12 protein-coding genes are annotated in these 13,720 nt (G+C 61.2%); 10 read left to right on the forward strand and 2 right to left on the reverse strand.

The genetic code is table 11. The features are described 5' to 3' along the window. Positions 1–2: 2 nt before the first annotated feature. Positions 3–1,550 (reverse strand): tetratricopeptide repeat protein, encoded by a 1,548-nt coding sequence (locus LNV06_RS14755; protein WP_263539045.1) that lies wholly within the window; start codon positions 1,548–1,550, stop codon positions 3–5. Positions 1,551–1,774: 224 nt separating this feature from the next. Here LNV06_RS14755 and LNV06_RS14760 point away from each other — a divergent pair, with 224 nt between their 5' ends. The 8 genes from LNV06_RS14760 (at position 1,775) to LNV06_RS14795 (ending at position 10,562) form a co-directional block, all read left to right on the forward strand. After that, positions 1,775–2,713 (forward strand): glucosamine kinase nucleotide-binding domain-containing protein, encoded by a 939-nt coding sequence (locus LNV06_RS14760; RefSeq protein ID WP_263539046.1) that lies wholly within the window; start codon positions 1,775–1,777, stop codon positions 2,711–2,713. Positions 2,714–2,718: 5 nt separating this feature from the next. Next, the gene (locus LNV06_RS14765) at positions 2,719–3,450 is read left to right on the forward strand and encodes a GntR family transcriptional regulator (protein WP_263539047.1); all 732 of its coding nucleotides are present in this window, start codon (positions 2,719–2,721) and stop codon (positions 3,448–3,450) included. A gap of 18 nt (positions 3,451–3,468) precedes the next feature. Beyond that, positions 3,469–4,599, forward strand: a complete 1,131-nt coding sequence (gene nagA / locus LNV06_RS14770) for an N-acetylglucosamine-6-phosphate deacetylase (protein ID WP_263539048.1) — start codon at positions 3,469–3,471, stop codon at positions 4,597–4,599. A 19-nt stretch (positions 4,600–4,618) separates the two neighbouring features. Beyond that, positions 4,619–5,629: an SIS domain-containing protein gene (locus LNV06_RS14775; RefSeq protein ID WP_263539149.1), complete on the forward strand. Its 1,011-nt coding sequence runs from the start codon at positions 4,619–4,621 to the stop codon at positions 5,627–5,629. 11 nt (positions 5,630–5,640) lie between these two features. Beyond that, positions 5,641–7,119 (forward strand): beta-N-acetylhexosaminidase, encoded by a 1,479-nt coding sequence (gene nagZ / locus LNV06_RS14780; protein ID WP_263539049.1) that lies wholly within the window; start codon positions 5,641–5,643, stop codon positions 7,117–7,119. Positions 7,120–7,183: 64 nt separating this feature from the next. Next, on the forward strand, positions 7,184–8,509 hold the full coding sequence (locus LNV06_RS14785; protein ID WP_263539050.1) for an MFS transporter: 1,326 nt from the start codon (positions 7,184–7,186) through the stop codon (positions 8,507–8,509). Between the two features lie 23 nt (positions 8,510–8,532). After that, complete coding sequence (locus LNV06_RS14790; protein WP_263539051.1) at positions 8,533–9,462, forward strand: glycoside hydrolase family 16 protein; 930 nt, start codon at positions 8,533–8,535, stop codon at positions 9,460–9,462. Between the two features lie 20 nt (positions 9,463–9,482). After that, entirely contained in the window at positions 9,483–10,562 is a 1,080-nt protein-coding gene (locus tag LNV06_RS14795) for an acyltransferase family protein (protein ID WP_263539052.1), read from the forward strand. 109 nt (positions 10,563–10,671) lie between these two features. Here LNV06_RS14795 and LNV06_RS14800 read toward each other — a convergent pair whose 3' ends face one another. Then, on the reverse strand, positions 10,672–11,700 hold the full coding sequence (locus LNV06_RS14800) for a formylglycine-generating enzyme family protein (protein ID WP_263539053.1): 1,029 nt from the start codon (positions 11,698–11,700) through the stop codon (positions 10,672–10,674). Between LNV06_RS14800 and LNV06_RS14805 the strand changes: the two genes are divergently transcribed. Both LNV06_RS14805 and LNV06_RS14810 read left to right on the forward strand, forming a co-directional pair. Continuing rightward, positions 11,699–11,989 (forward strand): hypothetical protein, encoded by a 291-nt coding sequence (locus LNV06_RS14805; protein WP_263539054.1) that lies wholly within the window; start codon positions 11,699–11,701, stop codon positions 11,987–11,989. The genes LNV06_RS14800 and LNV06_RS14805 overlap by 2 nt on opposite strands. Positions 11,990–12,169: 180 nt before the next feature. Then, positions 12,170–13,702 (forward strand): tryptophan halogenase family protein, encoded by a 1,533-nt coding sequence (locus tag LNV06_RS14810; RefSeq protein WP_263539055.1) that lies wholly within the window; start codon positions 12,170–12,172, stop codon positions 13,700–13,702. Positions 13,703–13,720 lie beyond the last annotated feature (18 nt).

A 13,720-nucleotide genomic window follows, 5' to 3' on the forward strand; every position in this document is an offset into this window, starting at 1 on the left:
GTTCAGCGCCGGCTCAGCAGCGCTTCAAACAGACGCGCCAAGTGGCTGGCTTGCAAAAGCTCTCGGCTGCTCCAGTCCTGCTCTTCTTGCTTGGGCAGGAACCAGAGCAAGGCGACCATCTGGGTGCCCACCAGTAGCGGCAACTCCAGGCGAAGGGGCAGCACAGCGCCCGCAGGCGACAGCGTCGCTCGCTTGGCGGCGAGCAGCGTCGATTGGGCGATCAAGGTTTCATGTGGGTGGGCGCCTGAGCGCTTGGTTTGCGCATGGGGCAAGGCTTGGCCCGCCAGCCAGTCCAGATAGGGTTGCAGGGGCGCTGGGTCGAGGCGAGGGAAGGTCTCGTCGGGCGTTGAGCCCGTGTCATCTGTCAGCGGCTCGGTCCACCAGAACATCACTTGCGACAGCGGCAAGATGCGCGCACTGGCGGCGCACAGCTGTTGCAAGGCGCGTTGTAAATCAGCCGGCTCTTGCAAGCGCCAACGCTGGTTGGACAAGGCCAGCAGCATCTCGTCCGCACGCTTTTGAGGTGCGGACTGGCCGGGCAAATGAGCGGCGCTGCTGAGCCGCTCGATCTCGGCTTGCAGGGCCTGGTGCTGCCAGAGATGGCGCAGGGCGGCTTCTTTCTGGCCGCGCGCTTCTTTCAGCTTGGCCAGTTGCAGATGGGCCTGGCTTTGCTGCGGGCGTGAGTGGATGCGCTCGGCCAAGAGCAGGGCGTGCTCGGTGCTGCGGATGGCGCCCAGTTGGTCGCCGCGCGCCAAGGCGATATCGGTCCAGCTGCGGCTGGCGGCGGCCTCCAGCCAGCTGTGGCCCAGCTTGCTGGCGATGCTCAGGGCCATGCGGCAGTCGGTGGTGGCCCAGTCGAGCCGGCCGCGCGCCAGGGCTGCACGCGCCAGCTGCCAATGCGCCTCGGCTTCGTACTCGCGATGCTGGCCGCGCCGCGCGGCGGCCAAGCCGTGGCTGAAGTGGCGCTCGGCGTCGTCCAACTCATGGGTTTCAAAGTGGCCCACGCCGATATTCAAAGCAAGCTTGGCAGCCAAATAGCTGTCATCCGCTGCGCCCAGCAAGGCGGCGGCCTCACCGTGCACTTCGCGACCATGTTCCCAGTCGCCAAAAGCGTAGTGAATTTGACCCAGGCCGATGCGCGCGGCGGCGCCCACCCGAGCGTTGCCCAGTTGCGCGGCCAAGTCAGCGGCGCGTCGCCATTGCTCGGTGGCCTCGTTGTATTCACCTTGCTGATAGGCCAAGCGGCCGAGCGCTTCGCACAAGCGCGCCACCTGCAGCGGCGCCTGCTCAGCCGTCAACTCGCGCTCGGCTTGGGTCAGGGCGGCTTGCAGCTCGAGGGCGCGACCGCGGTGCTCCAGCAAATAAAAGCGCGCACAAAGCGCATCGGCCGCCACCGCCAGTTCCCCGGCGGCACGGGCTTGTCGCTCCAAGGCCGCCAGGCGCAGCAAGGCGCTCTCCGGGTGGCGCTTGGCGACGGTGGACAGGCGCTTGAGCGTGCTGGAGGCGTCACAGGCGCCATGGGCACCAGAAGAAATAGAAGCGTCGATCACGGCGAGGCGATGGGTTCGGGAATGGGGGCGGCAAACATCCACCGCAGCGGCACAGCGCCAAGGATAGCCGCAAGGATAGCCGCAACTTGGTGCTGAACTGGTATGTAAGACCCTGAGTTGACTTGCCGCCCGCCTCTGAAAACTGAGCAACTTCCAAGGGAAAACCCAAGGTAAACACCAATGCCAGTTGCGTTGACTGGCCTTATTTTTGGTATTAGACTGGTATGAATATGTGGCCTCAAATCGACTTCTCCTCCACCCGCATCCTCGGTCAAGCCCAAGGCGCTGTTCAATACCTCTTAGGGGTGGACGGTGGCGGCACCGGCACGCGGGTGCGTCTGGCTGATTTGAAGGGTGTCTTGCTGGGGCAAGGCGAGGCCGGACCTTCGGCCCTGGGGCAGGGCGCCGAGCAGGCTTGGCGCCATATTCAAGAGGCCGCCCAGGCTGCTGCGGCTCAGGCCGGGCTGCCGACCTTGAACCCGGCGCAGTGCGCGATCGGGTTGGGTTTGTCGGGCGCGGGTGTGGTCGAGCAGGTCGAGGCTTTCTTGGCCTTGCAACCAGGCTATGCCTTGCTGGCGCTGGACAACGATGGTTTCACCACCTTGCTGGGCGCTCATGGCGGCCAGCCGGGCTTGGTGGTGGCGGCGGGCACGGGCTCGGTGGGCGAAGGCCTGCGCCGTGATGGTTCGCGTGCTTATTCCAGCGGCTGGGGTTGGATTTGTGGCGACGAAGGCAGCGGCGCTTGGTTGGGCCTGCGCGCCATGCGACATGCGCAAAAAGCGCTGGATGGCCGCGCTGAAGTGAGCCCGCTGGCACGCGCCGTTTGGGGCGTGGCCGGCAGCGATCGTACGCAAATCCTGGCCTGGTGCGCCTCCGCAGGCCAACATGGTTATGCGAGCTTGGCGCGCTTGGTCTTTGACGCCGCGCCCACCGACCCGGTGGCGGCCGGCTTTGTCGCCGAGGCCGTGACCGAGCTGGAAAGCCTGGCGCTGGCGCTGGATCCCACATCTGAATTGCCATTGGCGCTGTGCGGCAGCATCGCCCAGCGAATGGCGGCTGATTTCTCAGGCACTATTCGTGCCCGTTGCGTGTCGCCCCAAGGCGACTCTGCCGAGGGTGCTTTGCACCTCGTCCGCATCGCACTTCAACGTAGGGAAATCTGACCATCATGGCCTTTCAATTCAAAGCCGATCCTGATGCCGCCTCGCCGCTGTATATGCAGCTGGCTCACAAGTTAGCGCAAGCGATTCGCCAGGGCGAATACCACGCTGACGAGGCCTTGCCTTCGGAGCGGGTCTTGTCCGAAACCCTGGAGCTCTCGCGCGTGACGGCGCGCAAGGCGATCGATCGCCTGGTCGAGCAGGGGCTGATCATCCGCAAGCGCGGCTCGGGCAACTACATCGCACCGAAGCTCGAGCAGCCGCTGTCGCGCCTGACCAGCTTTTCTGAAGAACTGCATCAGCGCGGCTTCAAGCCCAGCTCACGCTGGCTGACGCGCGGCTTCACGCCCGCTGCACCCGATGAACAACTGAGTTTGGGCCTGGGCACCGGCGAGCGCGTGGCGCGGCTGGAGCGCCTGCGTCTGGCCGACTCGGTGGTGATGAATTACGAAGTGACGGTGATGCCCGAAGCGGTCTTGCCCGATCCCCAAGCGGTGCAGGCTTCGCTGTACGAACACTTGGCCACGCTGGGTGTGGCGCCGGTGCGCGCTTTGCAGCACATCCGCGCCATCAATGCAGACAGCAAGCTGGCCGGTCTCTTGGAAGTGCCGGTCGGTCAGGCGGTTTTGTTCATCACGCGGGTGGGGTATTTGGAGTCCGGTCATGCGGTGGAGCTGACCCATTCCTATTGCCGCAGCGATTACTACGATTTTGTCGCCGAGATGCGACGCGAGGCATAGGCGAGGCTTAGACGGGGCATGGTTTCTTTTCAGCACATCGATGGCTATGTTCTGACGCCGCAGGGTTTTGTCCGCGGTTTCATTGAACAAGAAAACGGCCGCATCACCCGCATCGAGGGTGAGCCGGTCAGCGAAAGCCAAGTTCGGCATGACGCGGTGGCCTTGCCCATCGTGTTGCCGGGTTTCATCGATGTGCATGTGCACGGCGGCGGCGGCCACGACACCATGGAGGGCGGCGAGGCCGCGCTGCAGATGTCCAAGCTGCATGTGCGCCACGGCACGACCTCGCTCTTGGCCACCACCATGACCGCGCCGCTGGAAGACATCCGCAAGGCCATTGCCGCGCTGGCGCCGGTGTGCCGCGAGCGGGCCAAGAACGGCGCTCGCGTGCTGGGTGTGCATCTGGAAGGCCCCTACATCAGCCCGGCCAAGCTGGGCGCACAGCCCGACTTTGCCAAGCCGGCCAGTCTGGAAGAGATCCATGCGCTGCACGCGCTGGCACCGATCCGTTTGATCACGCTGGCGCCGGAATTGCCCGGCACCTTGGAGTTGATTGCGCAGCTGCGCGCCGAGGGCTTCCAAGTGCAGATCGGCCACACGGCCGGCACTTACGAAGATGGCGTGGCCGCGCTGCAGCAGGGCGCGGGTGGCTTCACCCATTTGTTCAATGCGATGACCGGCTTGCATCACCGCGAGCCCGGCATGGTGGGCGCCGCCCTGGCACATGCCCGTTATGCCGAAGTCATCCCCGACCTGCTGCATGTGCACCCGGGCGCGATTCGCGTGGCGATGCGTTCCATCCCCTGCATGTTCTGCGTCACCGATTCCACCGCCGCCGCCGGCATGCCCGATGGCGACTACAAGCTGGGCAGCCACACGGTCACCAAGTGCATGGGCGGCGTGCGCCTGCCCGATGGCACCTTGGCCGGCAGCACGCTGACGATGGACCAGGCGCTGCGCAATCTGGTCGGCATGGGTCTGGAAATTGAAGACGCGTCGAAGCGGGTGTCCAGCTATGCGGCGGAATACATGGGTTTGAGTGATCGCGGCCAGCTGGCCGTTGGGGCTTGGGCGGATTTGGTGGTAATGGATCGCGCCCTGCAGTTGCAACGCGTGGTCGTTGAAGGAGAAGAAATTGACCTCGCTTGAGACTAAGTACGCATCCAAGATGCAAGAAGAGGCGCTGTTGGCGCCGGCCGCCGTGGCCCGCCAACTGGCCCACGATCAAAACGCCTATGCCGAACTCGGCCAGGCCCTGCGCGACAACCCGCCGACCAGCTTGCTGACCGTGGCGCGCGGTAGCTCCGACCACGCCGCCCACTACATGGCCTATCTGATGATGGCGCGCATGGGCCGTCTGGTGACCTCTCTGCCGATGTCGCTGGTGACGCTGTATCAAAGCAAGATCGTCTGCGACGGTCTGGTCTCGCTGGCCTTCTCGCAGTCGGGCCAGAGCCCCGATCTGGTGGCGCCGACCAAGTTTTTCCGTGAAGGCGGCGCCCGCACGGTGGCTTTTGTGAACGCCGACAGCTCGCCTTTGGCCGATGCGGCCCAGTTCGTGTTCCCGCTGCGCTCGGGCCCCGAGCTGAGCGTGGCTGCCACCAAGAGCTATATCGCTCAGCTGGTGGCCGGCGCCCGCGTGGTGGCCGCCTGGAGTGGTGACGAAGACCTGCAAGCCGCCCTGCAACAGCTGCCGCAAGCGCTGGAACAAGCCGCTGCACAGCGTTGGGATGTGGCCGTCGATGTGCTGAAGAACGCCGACAAGCTCTTCGTCATCGGCCGCGGCACCGGCTTGCCCATCGCCATGGAAGCGGCGCTGAAGTTCAAGGAAACCTGCGGCATTCAAGCCGAGGCTTTCTCGGGCGCCGAAGTGAAACATGGCCCGATGGCCTTGGTCGAAGAAGGCTACCCGATGCTGGTGTTCGCACCGCGCGGCCCGGCCCAAGCCGGCCTGCTGGCCCTGGCCGAAGAAATGCGCGGCCGTGGTGCGCGCGTGCTGTTGGCTGCACCAGAAGGCACACCCGGCGCCGAGCTGCCTTTGAGCTGCACCGGCAATGAAGATCTGGACCCGATCGCCGTGGTGCAGAGCTTCTACCCGATGGTGGAAGCGCTGGCCCGCGCGCGCGGCCGCAACCCGGATTCGCCACCGCACCTGGCCAAAGTCACCAAGACCAACTGAGCCCGACCGTCATGACTGCTTTTCATCCCGGCCAGCTCGTCATGGTCGACATCCAGGGCAAGTCTCTGGACGCCGCGACGGCGGCCTTCCTGCGCGAGAACCAAGTCCGCGCTGTTTGCCTGTTCCGCAAGAACCTGGGCACCGAGGCCGAGGTCCGCCAGCTGACTCGCGATCTGCGCGAGGTGATGGGCCCCACCGCTCTGATCGGCCTCGACCAAGAGGGCGGCTCGGTGGTGCGCGCCACCTTCTTGCCGCAAGCCCCTTCAGCAATGGCCTTGGGCGCGGCGGATGACGAGCAGCAAGCCGAGAACGTCGGCGCGGCGGTCGCTCGCGGCCTGGCCAGCATAGGCATCAACTGGAACTTCGCCCCGGTCCTCGACATCAACAACAATCCGGCCAACCCGGTCATCGCAGAGCGCAGCTTCTCTGAAGACGCCGATGATGTGACGCGTTTGGCCGGTGCTTGGATGCGCGGCTCGCTCAAGGAAGGCGTGGCTTGTTGCGTCAAGCATTTCCCCGGCCATGGCGACACCCATGTGGACTCGCACCTGGCCTTGCCCACCGTGGACAAGAGCCGCGCCGAGCTGGACGCGCTGGAGTTGCGCCCCTTCAAGGCCTTGCGTGACGAAGCGCCTGCGGTGATGACGGCGCATATCGTCTATCCGCAGATCGACCCCGAGCACCCCGCGACGCTGTCCACCAAGATCTTGCGCGACATCTTGCGCAATGAATGGGGCTACGACGGCGTGGTGATCACCGATGCGCTGATGATGAAGGCCATCTTCGAGCGCTATGGCTATGCCCGCGCGGCCGTGATGGCCATCCAGGCCGGTGCAGACATGATCCTGGCCCAGGGTGACCTGGAAGAGCAGGGCAAGTCCATACAAGCCTTGAAGGATGCGTTTGCACGCGGTGAGCTGACGGCAGAGCAAGGCCGTGTGGCCTGCGCGCGACTCGACAAGTTGGCCGCCGCTTACCCTGTGCGTCACGATGACTACACCGGCGCACCTCGCCAGGCCGATGATCAACTGATGCGCGCCGCTTGGGCCAGCGGCTTGACCGCCTTGCGCGGTGCTAAGGCTCCCGCCAAGGACGCGGCGCTGCGGGTCTTTGTGCAGCCCGAGGTGCCGACCGACGGCGTGTCTGAAGCCGGCCCATCGGGTCAGCAGATCGTCGACCTGTTTGCCGGTTTCCCCAATGCAAAGGTCGAATACGTTGACGACATCTTGGCCTTGGACTGGGCCTCGGTGCCGGCCGATGGGCGACTGAATATCGTCGCCTCTACGCACCGCATGCGTTATGCCGAAAACGCCAAGCAGTGGCGGCCGGATCTGCATCTGGTCTTGTGGAACCCCTTCCAAGCCTTGGATGTGCCCGGCCCGACCGTAGTCACCTGGGGTTATGCCGATGGCGCCTTGGCCGGTTTGCAAGCATGGTTGCAAGGTGACTTGCAAGCCACGGCGCAAAGCCCGGTGCAACTGGGCGCCTGAGTTCGGTTTTTAGCGACTGAACTTTCTCGGGCCCAGAGATTCAAAGAACAAGAGGAGACCGGTGATGAGCCGCCAGGAACCAGCCCCAAGCGCGCCCACGCGCAACCCGATCCACTGGGTGCCCAGCCTGTACTTTGTGCAGGGCATGCAGTTTTTTGTCGTCATGCTGATTGCCGGCCTGATGTTCAAGAATATGGGCGTCGAGAACGACCAGATTGCCCGCTGGACCGGCCTGCTGGGACTGGCCTGGGCCATCAAGCCGCTGTGGAGCCCCTTCTTAGAGCTGGCACGCAGCAAGAAGCTGATCGTGGTGGCCATGCAGTTCACTGGCGCCGCCGGCCTTGGCCTCTTGGCTTTGGCGCTGCAATTGCCGATGTGGTTTGCTGCGGCCATCGGCGTGCTCTTCGTGCTGGCCTATGCCTCGGCCACGCATGACATCGCTTGTGACGGCCTGTACATGGCGGCGCTGGATGCCAAGCAACAAGCGGCTTACGCGGGCTGGCAAGGCGCCTTCTTCAATGCCTCCAAATTCCTGACTCTGGGTGGCTTGTTGGTTTTGGCCGGCCACTTGGAGAAGCAGTTTGGCGTCTTCAATGCTTGGTCCATCATCTTTGTGCTCTTGGCCGTCTTGTTGGCTCTGCTGGCCAGCTACAACGCTTGGGCCTTGCCGGGAACGCTGAATACCGAAACCGCCGACATCAGCGTGGCCGGGGTCGCCAAGACTCTGCGCGAGGTGATTGGTGACTTCTTGCAAAAGCCGGGCATCTGGCTGGCGATTCTGTTCATCGTCTTGTTCCGCTTTGCCGAAGGCCAGGTGCAGACCATCGGCCCCTTGTTCCTGATTGAAGCGCGCGAGAAGGGCGGCTTGGGGCTGACCACCGAACAGGTGGGTGGCGTCTACGGCACGGTCGGTACAGCGGCTTTCTTGGTGGGCAGCATTCTGGGGGGCTACTTCACGTCCTGGCTGAGTCTGCGCCGCGCCATGCCCATTCTGATCTTGATGATGGGCGTGCCGAATGTCACCTTCTACTACCTGAGCTTGAGTCTGCCGCAAGACATGTTCCACATCAGCGCTGCGGTCGCAGTGGAGATGTTTGGTTATGGCTTTGGTTTCGTCGGCATGATTCTCTACATCATGCAGGCCGTGGCACCGGGCAAGTTCCAGACTGCGCATTACGCCTTGGGTTCTGGGGTGATGCAGCTGGGCTTTATTTTCTCCAAGACCATCAGCGGCGACATTCAGGTGGCCATGGGCTATCAGCATTTCTTCTTGTGGACCATCGCCTGCGGTGTTCCTGCCCTGGTGCTGATGTTCTTCGTTAAGTTCCCCAAGCCGCAGTCGGCGCCTGAGAACAAGGCCGATTCGGCCGCAGCGGCTGTGACCTCCTGATTGCCCCAAGGCCATACATCCTTATGTTCAAGATGAACACCTTCAGCAAGGCGGCCGCGATGGCCGCCTTTTTTTGCTTGAACACCGTGGCGAACGCCGCGCAGCCCAAGCCGACGCAGATCTTTTTTGACGACTTCAATTACGCCGATGTGCCGGCCCTGACGGCCAAGGGCTGGACGCCACGCAGCAAAGCCGGCCACCCCGGCGTGCCCGGTGCGCAGTGGAGCGCCGAGCAATTCAGCCTGCATGAAGACCCGAGCCTGAAGGGCAACCGTGTGCTGCGTTTGAGCGCCAGCACCGATGGCAGCAGCGAGGGCACGCGCCAAGCGCAGCTCTGCCATGCGCGCAAGTATCTGGAGGGCACTTATGCCGCTCGCATCCGTTTCACCGATGCGCCGGTGGCAGGTGTGGATGGCGACCCGGTGATTCAGACTTTTTACGCGGTCACGCCGCTCAAGCATGACTTTGACCCTGAGTTCAGCGAGATGGACTGGGAGTACCTGCCCAACGGCGGCTGGGGCAGCGAGAAGACGCGGCTTTACGGCATTGCCTGGCAGACGGTGCAACTCGAGCCTTGGCAGGCGCACAACCAGCAACACGAAGAGTTCGGCAGCCTGAACGGCTGGCATGAGCTGATGATGCAGGTGTCCGAAGGGCGCGTGAAACTGTTTCTGGATGGCCGGCAAATCGCCACCCATGGCGGTCGCACCTACCCGGTGACGCCGATGTCGATCAACTTCAATCTCTGGTTCTCGCCCGGCGGTTTGTTGCCCAAGACCGAGCAGGCGCGCAGTTACGAGCAAGACGTGGACTGGGTTTTTCATGCCCACAATCAGGTCTTGAGCCCTAAGCAGGTGAAGGCGGAAGTTCAACGTTTGCGTGCGAAGGGCATTGCCCAAATGGACACTGTGCCTGCGGCCGAGCCGGCGCTGAGTAGCCTGTGTGATTTCTGATTGAGAGCCTGGATTTTTAGATGAGTGCCACCCCAAACAACAACCAACGATTCGCCTCCGTGGATGCGCTGCGTGGCCTGAGCGTGGCGGCCATGCTGCTGGTCAACAACCCTGGCGATTGGGGGTATGTCTATGCGCCGCTGGAGCATGCGGCCTGGCATGGTTGCACGCCGACGGATTTGATCTTCCCCTTCTTCTTATTCATCGTGGGCGTCTCCATCGCCTTGGCCTTTGGCGCGCGCATTGACGCCCAAGCGCCACAAGCGCCAATGGCCAGGACAGTATTGGTGCGCTCTTTGCGCATCATCGCCTTGGGGCTGGCCCTACATGCCCTGTCTTGGTGGCTGATGAGCAAGCCGGAATTTCGCATCCCCGGCGTCTTGCAGCGCATCGGTATTTGCTTTGCCTTCACCGGGCTGGTCGCGATCTATCTGAAGCAAAGATTGCAGCTTCTGCTGCTGGCGGCCTTGTTGGCCGGCTATGCGGCGCTGCTGACTTGGGGCGGAAGCCTGGACAAGATTGGCAATATCGCTTCGCGGTGGGATGCAGCCTTGTTCGGCCGCTTTGCCTATGAGTGGGCCGCGAACACAGGCATTGGTCATGACCCCGAGGGCCTGGTCAGCACCTTGGGCGCCCTGGCCACCAGCCTGCTGGGGTTGCAAGCCGGCCACTTTTTGCGCCGCGGTCAGCTGCAGAACCTGCTGATGTTGGGCCTGCTCAGCGCTGGTGGCGGTTTGTTGTGGGCCGAGTTCCTGCCTTTGAACAAGCAGTTGTGGACCTCGTCCTTTGTCTTGTGGACCGGCGGCTTGGGCGCCTTGACTCTGGCCTTGGCGCACCATCTGATCGATAAGTCGGGCGCGCCGGCGATTGGCCGCAGCTTCGGCGTCAATGCGATTGCTGCCTATGCTGGGGCTTGGATGTGCACCGTGGTCTTGGAAGGCTTCGGCTTGATGGCGCCGCTCTATGCAAATGGCTTCGCCTGGCTCTTGCCCTTGGTGGGGCCTTTTGGGCAGTCGCTCGCTTTTGCCTTGGCTTTTGTGGCGGTCTGGGCCTTGATCGTTGATCAGATGGACCGGCGCAAGATCTACATCAAGGTTTGACTCGAACTATTGGCAGGCCTGAGCAGACTGAGTTTTTCAGCGGCGCTCAAGTGATGGGCGCTCAGCTCAGTTTGAGTCAGCACGCTGCCCGTCACTTCGCGTCGCCTTCTTACTGGGGCTTGGCGTTTTCCGGGCCAGATTGCTCGGCCTTCAAGGTGCTGGGTTCCAGATCGCGAGCGAGGCGTAAACCGAAGAATACATAAGCGGCATCCGGCGTGTCGGCATTGCGGTGGCTGGCGCGCAAGAATTTGGGGTTGTCGAAATACGAGCCTCCACGAAGTACCCGCTGTTCCGGAGTGCTGCCGACCTGACGGGCCTGGCCGATCGGGCTGGCACCTTGGTAGTTCTGGTGCATGACGTCTTCGACCCATTCCCAGACGTTGCCCTGCATATCGTGCAGACCAAATGCATTCGGAATTTTCTGGCCAACGGGATGAACTTCGCCACCGCTATTGCTGTTGTACCAGGCGAAGTTTCTGAGCGTTTCGACTTCTTGCTCCATCGGCAAACTGTTGCGACCCGCTCGGGCGGCATATTCCCATTCCGCCTCGCTGGGCAAGCGGTAGTTCAAGCCGGTGCGACTATTGAGCCGCTTGATGAATTCCTGGGCACTGCTCCAGCTGACGCGATCCACAGGGCAGTTGCGACCGCAAGTCTTGTTGGCGCTGGGGTTGCTCCCCATGATGGCTGTCCATTCCGCTTGGGTAACCTCATATTTGCCCAGCAAGAAGCCGCGCACCTTGACGGTGTGAATGGGCTGCTCGGTGCTTGCCAAGGCGCTGCCCATCTTGAAGCTTCCCGGCGGGACCGTCACCATACGAGGGCAAACATCGCAATCCTTGGTGCCCAGCCAAGCTGGAGGAAGTGGCCCCCCCAGAGTCGCCGTGCCGCCTGAAGCGCGGCCTTTAGTTTCGATTTCGAAACTGGTGGAGTTCAATTGAGCGCTTGTTCGTTCGACATCATTCGAGGGGCGATCGCCAAGCTTGTGGCTCGCGTTGGCGCGCCAATCAGGTTCGGCGTAGCGCTTGACCATCAAGCAGGCGCTGAAAACCTGCGCCCTAGCTTCGACATTGAGGTCTTCTTCAATGGCTGGGTATTTAATGCCAGGAATGGTGACGCAGTAAGTAGAGCCGGCCATGGAACCTGAAGTGCATTTCAGTTGGTCAGGCAAGGTCAATGCCGGCGTGACCACCACCATTTTGGGCGGCACTTCTGCAAGGCTTGAATTCCGGCAACTGTCCAAGTCTTTTTCGAGCGCCGCAGATTCTGCTGACAGCGGAGCTTTGACGCTTGAACAAGCGGCCAATAGAAATGCCAAAACAAGTGCGGCCGCCAATGCCAGATACTTCATTCTTCGCCCCGGACGTAGTAGAGTTGAATCGAAAATGCAAGCATTCTGGCGGGGAGCCAAAACTAGCACATCATAAATTCAAGTCTTGATTTTTATACTTTTTACCCTCTTCAGGGGGTGACTGTGTTCTCAAGAATGTTTTTCAAGCAAGAAAAGAGCAGCGCCGGAGTCTCCAATCCGTCCGATCTTTCGCTTTCTATCGGAAAGTCGGCAAGTCATTGATTCGGCGTCATTCCTTTGTTATGGAAATTGTCTTATGCGAGTAAAAAGAATAGCCATCATTGGCGGTGGAACTGCGGGTTGGCTGGCGGCGAATCATCTGGCAGTGGAACTCCGTGCCGAGCAGGACGTCACGATCACAGTGATTGAATCCCCTGAGATTGGAATCATCGGGGTTGGAGAGGGGACGGTGCCCCATATCCGCAAGTCCTTGATGAAGTTTGGTATCTCAGAGGCGGACCTTCTAGCCTCCTGCGATACGACCTTTAAGGTCGGAATCAAGTTTGTAGATTGGATGGCGCCAAACGCTCTGGGGCATTCCAATTATTATTACCATCCATTCGCGAGCCCCTATCCCGCCGGCATCGACACCACGTCACTTTATTTGCAGCAAGCTCAGGCTATGGAGTTCGCGGCCGTTACCGAAGTGCCGGGACTGGCGGACGCGATGAAATCACCGAAAGAGATTGCTTCCGCCCCGTTTGAAGGCCCGGTTAATTACGCCTATCACTTCAATGCGGTGAAGTTTGGCCAGCTATTGGCCAAGAATGCCAAAGAGAGATTAAGGGTTCAGCATCAACAGGCCACGGTGCTTGAGGCCTGCCTCAATGAGCAAGGGGAGGTCGACTATTTGCTGACTCAGGAGGGCGAAAAACTGTATTTCGACTTCTATGTCGATTGCAGTGGATTTCATTCCTTGCTGTTAGGTAAACGCTTACAAGTGCCTTTTGTCGATAAGTCGGATCAGATCTTGACGGATTCTGCTTTGGCGGTTCAGATCCCCACTGAGGCGGGCGCGGAAATACCACCTTACACCTTGGCCAAGGCGCACCAGGCAGGATGGCTTTGGGACATTCCCTTGACGAATCGGCGCGGAGTTGGCTTTGTCTATGCCAGCGCCCATATGACGGAAGCGCAGGCGCTGCAGGGTTTGGCGGCGCATGTCGGTGTGCCCGCTGACAGCCTCAGCCCGCGGAAAATCCCGATGAAAATTGGCTACCGCGAAAAGTTTTGGTGCAAAAACGTCGTGGCGCTAGGCTTGGCCCAGGGTTTTGTGGAGCCCTTGGAAGCCACATCCATATTTGTGACGGATCTCGCCGCCGAACTATTCGCGCGCAACTTCTCGCTCGAGAAGGAGGGTATGTCGGCTGCTTCGGCCTATTGCAACAAAGTCGTGGCATACACCTGGGAGCGGGTGATGGACTTTGTTCAACTGCATTACTGCATTTCAGATCGGCGCGATTCTGAGTTTTGGCGATTGAGCACCTTACAGCCTAAGTTGTCTGAGGTTCTTGCCGAGCGTCTTGCCATGTGGAAATTCAATGCGCCAAAGAAATCTGATTTTTTCAGTCGCTTCGATCTATTTGATGTGGAGAATTTTTTGTTTGTGCTTTACGGCATGAAGTACAAGACGCTTGAAAAGGGCATGACCGGCGCCGAGTTGCAGGTCTTCAAGCAAGAACTCCAAAACGTCAAGAACCTAGAGAAATCTCTCTCTCAGAAATTGATGGGGCATCGCGAATGGCTTGACGGCTTTAAATCGGCTTACCAGAGTATGCAGCGAGCCTGACTTTGCGCAGCAATCGAC

This window comes from Paucibacter sp. Y2R2-4 (assembly GCF_025717535.1).
GTDB lineage: Bacteria > Pseudomonadota > Gammaproteobacteria > Burkholderiales > Burkholderiaceae_C > Paucibacter_A.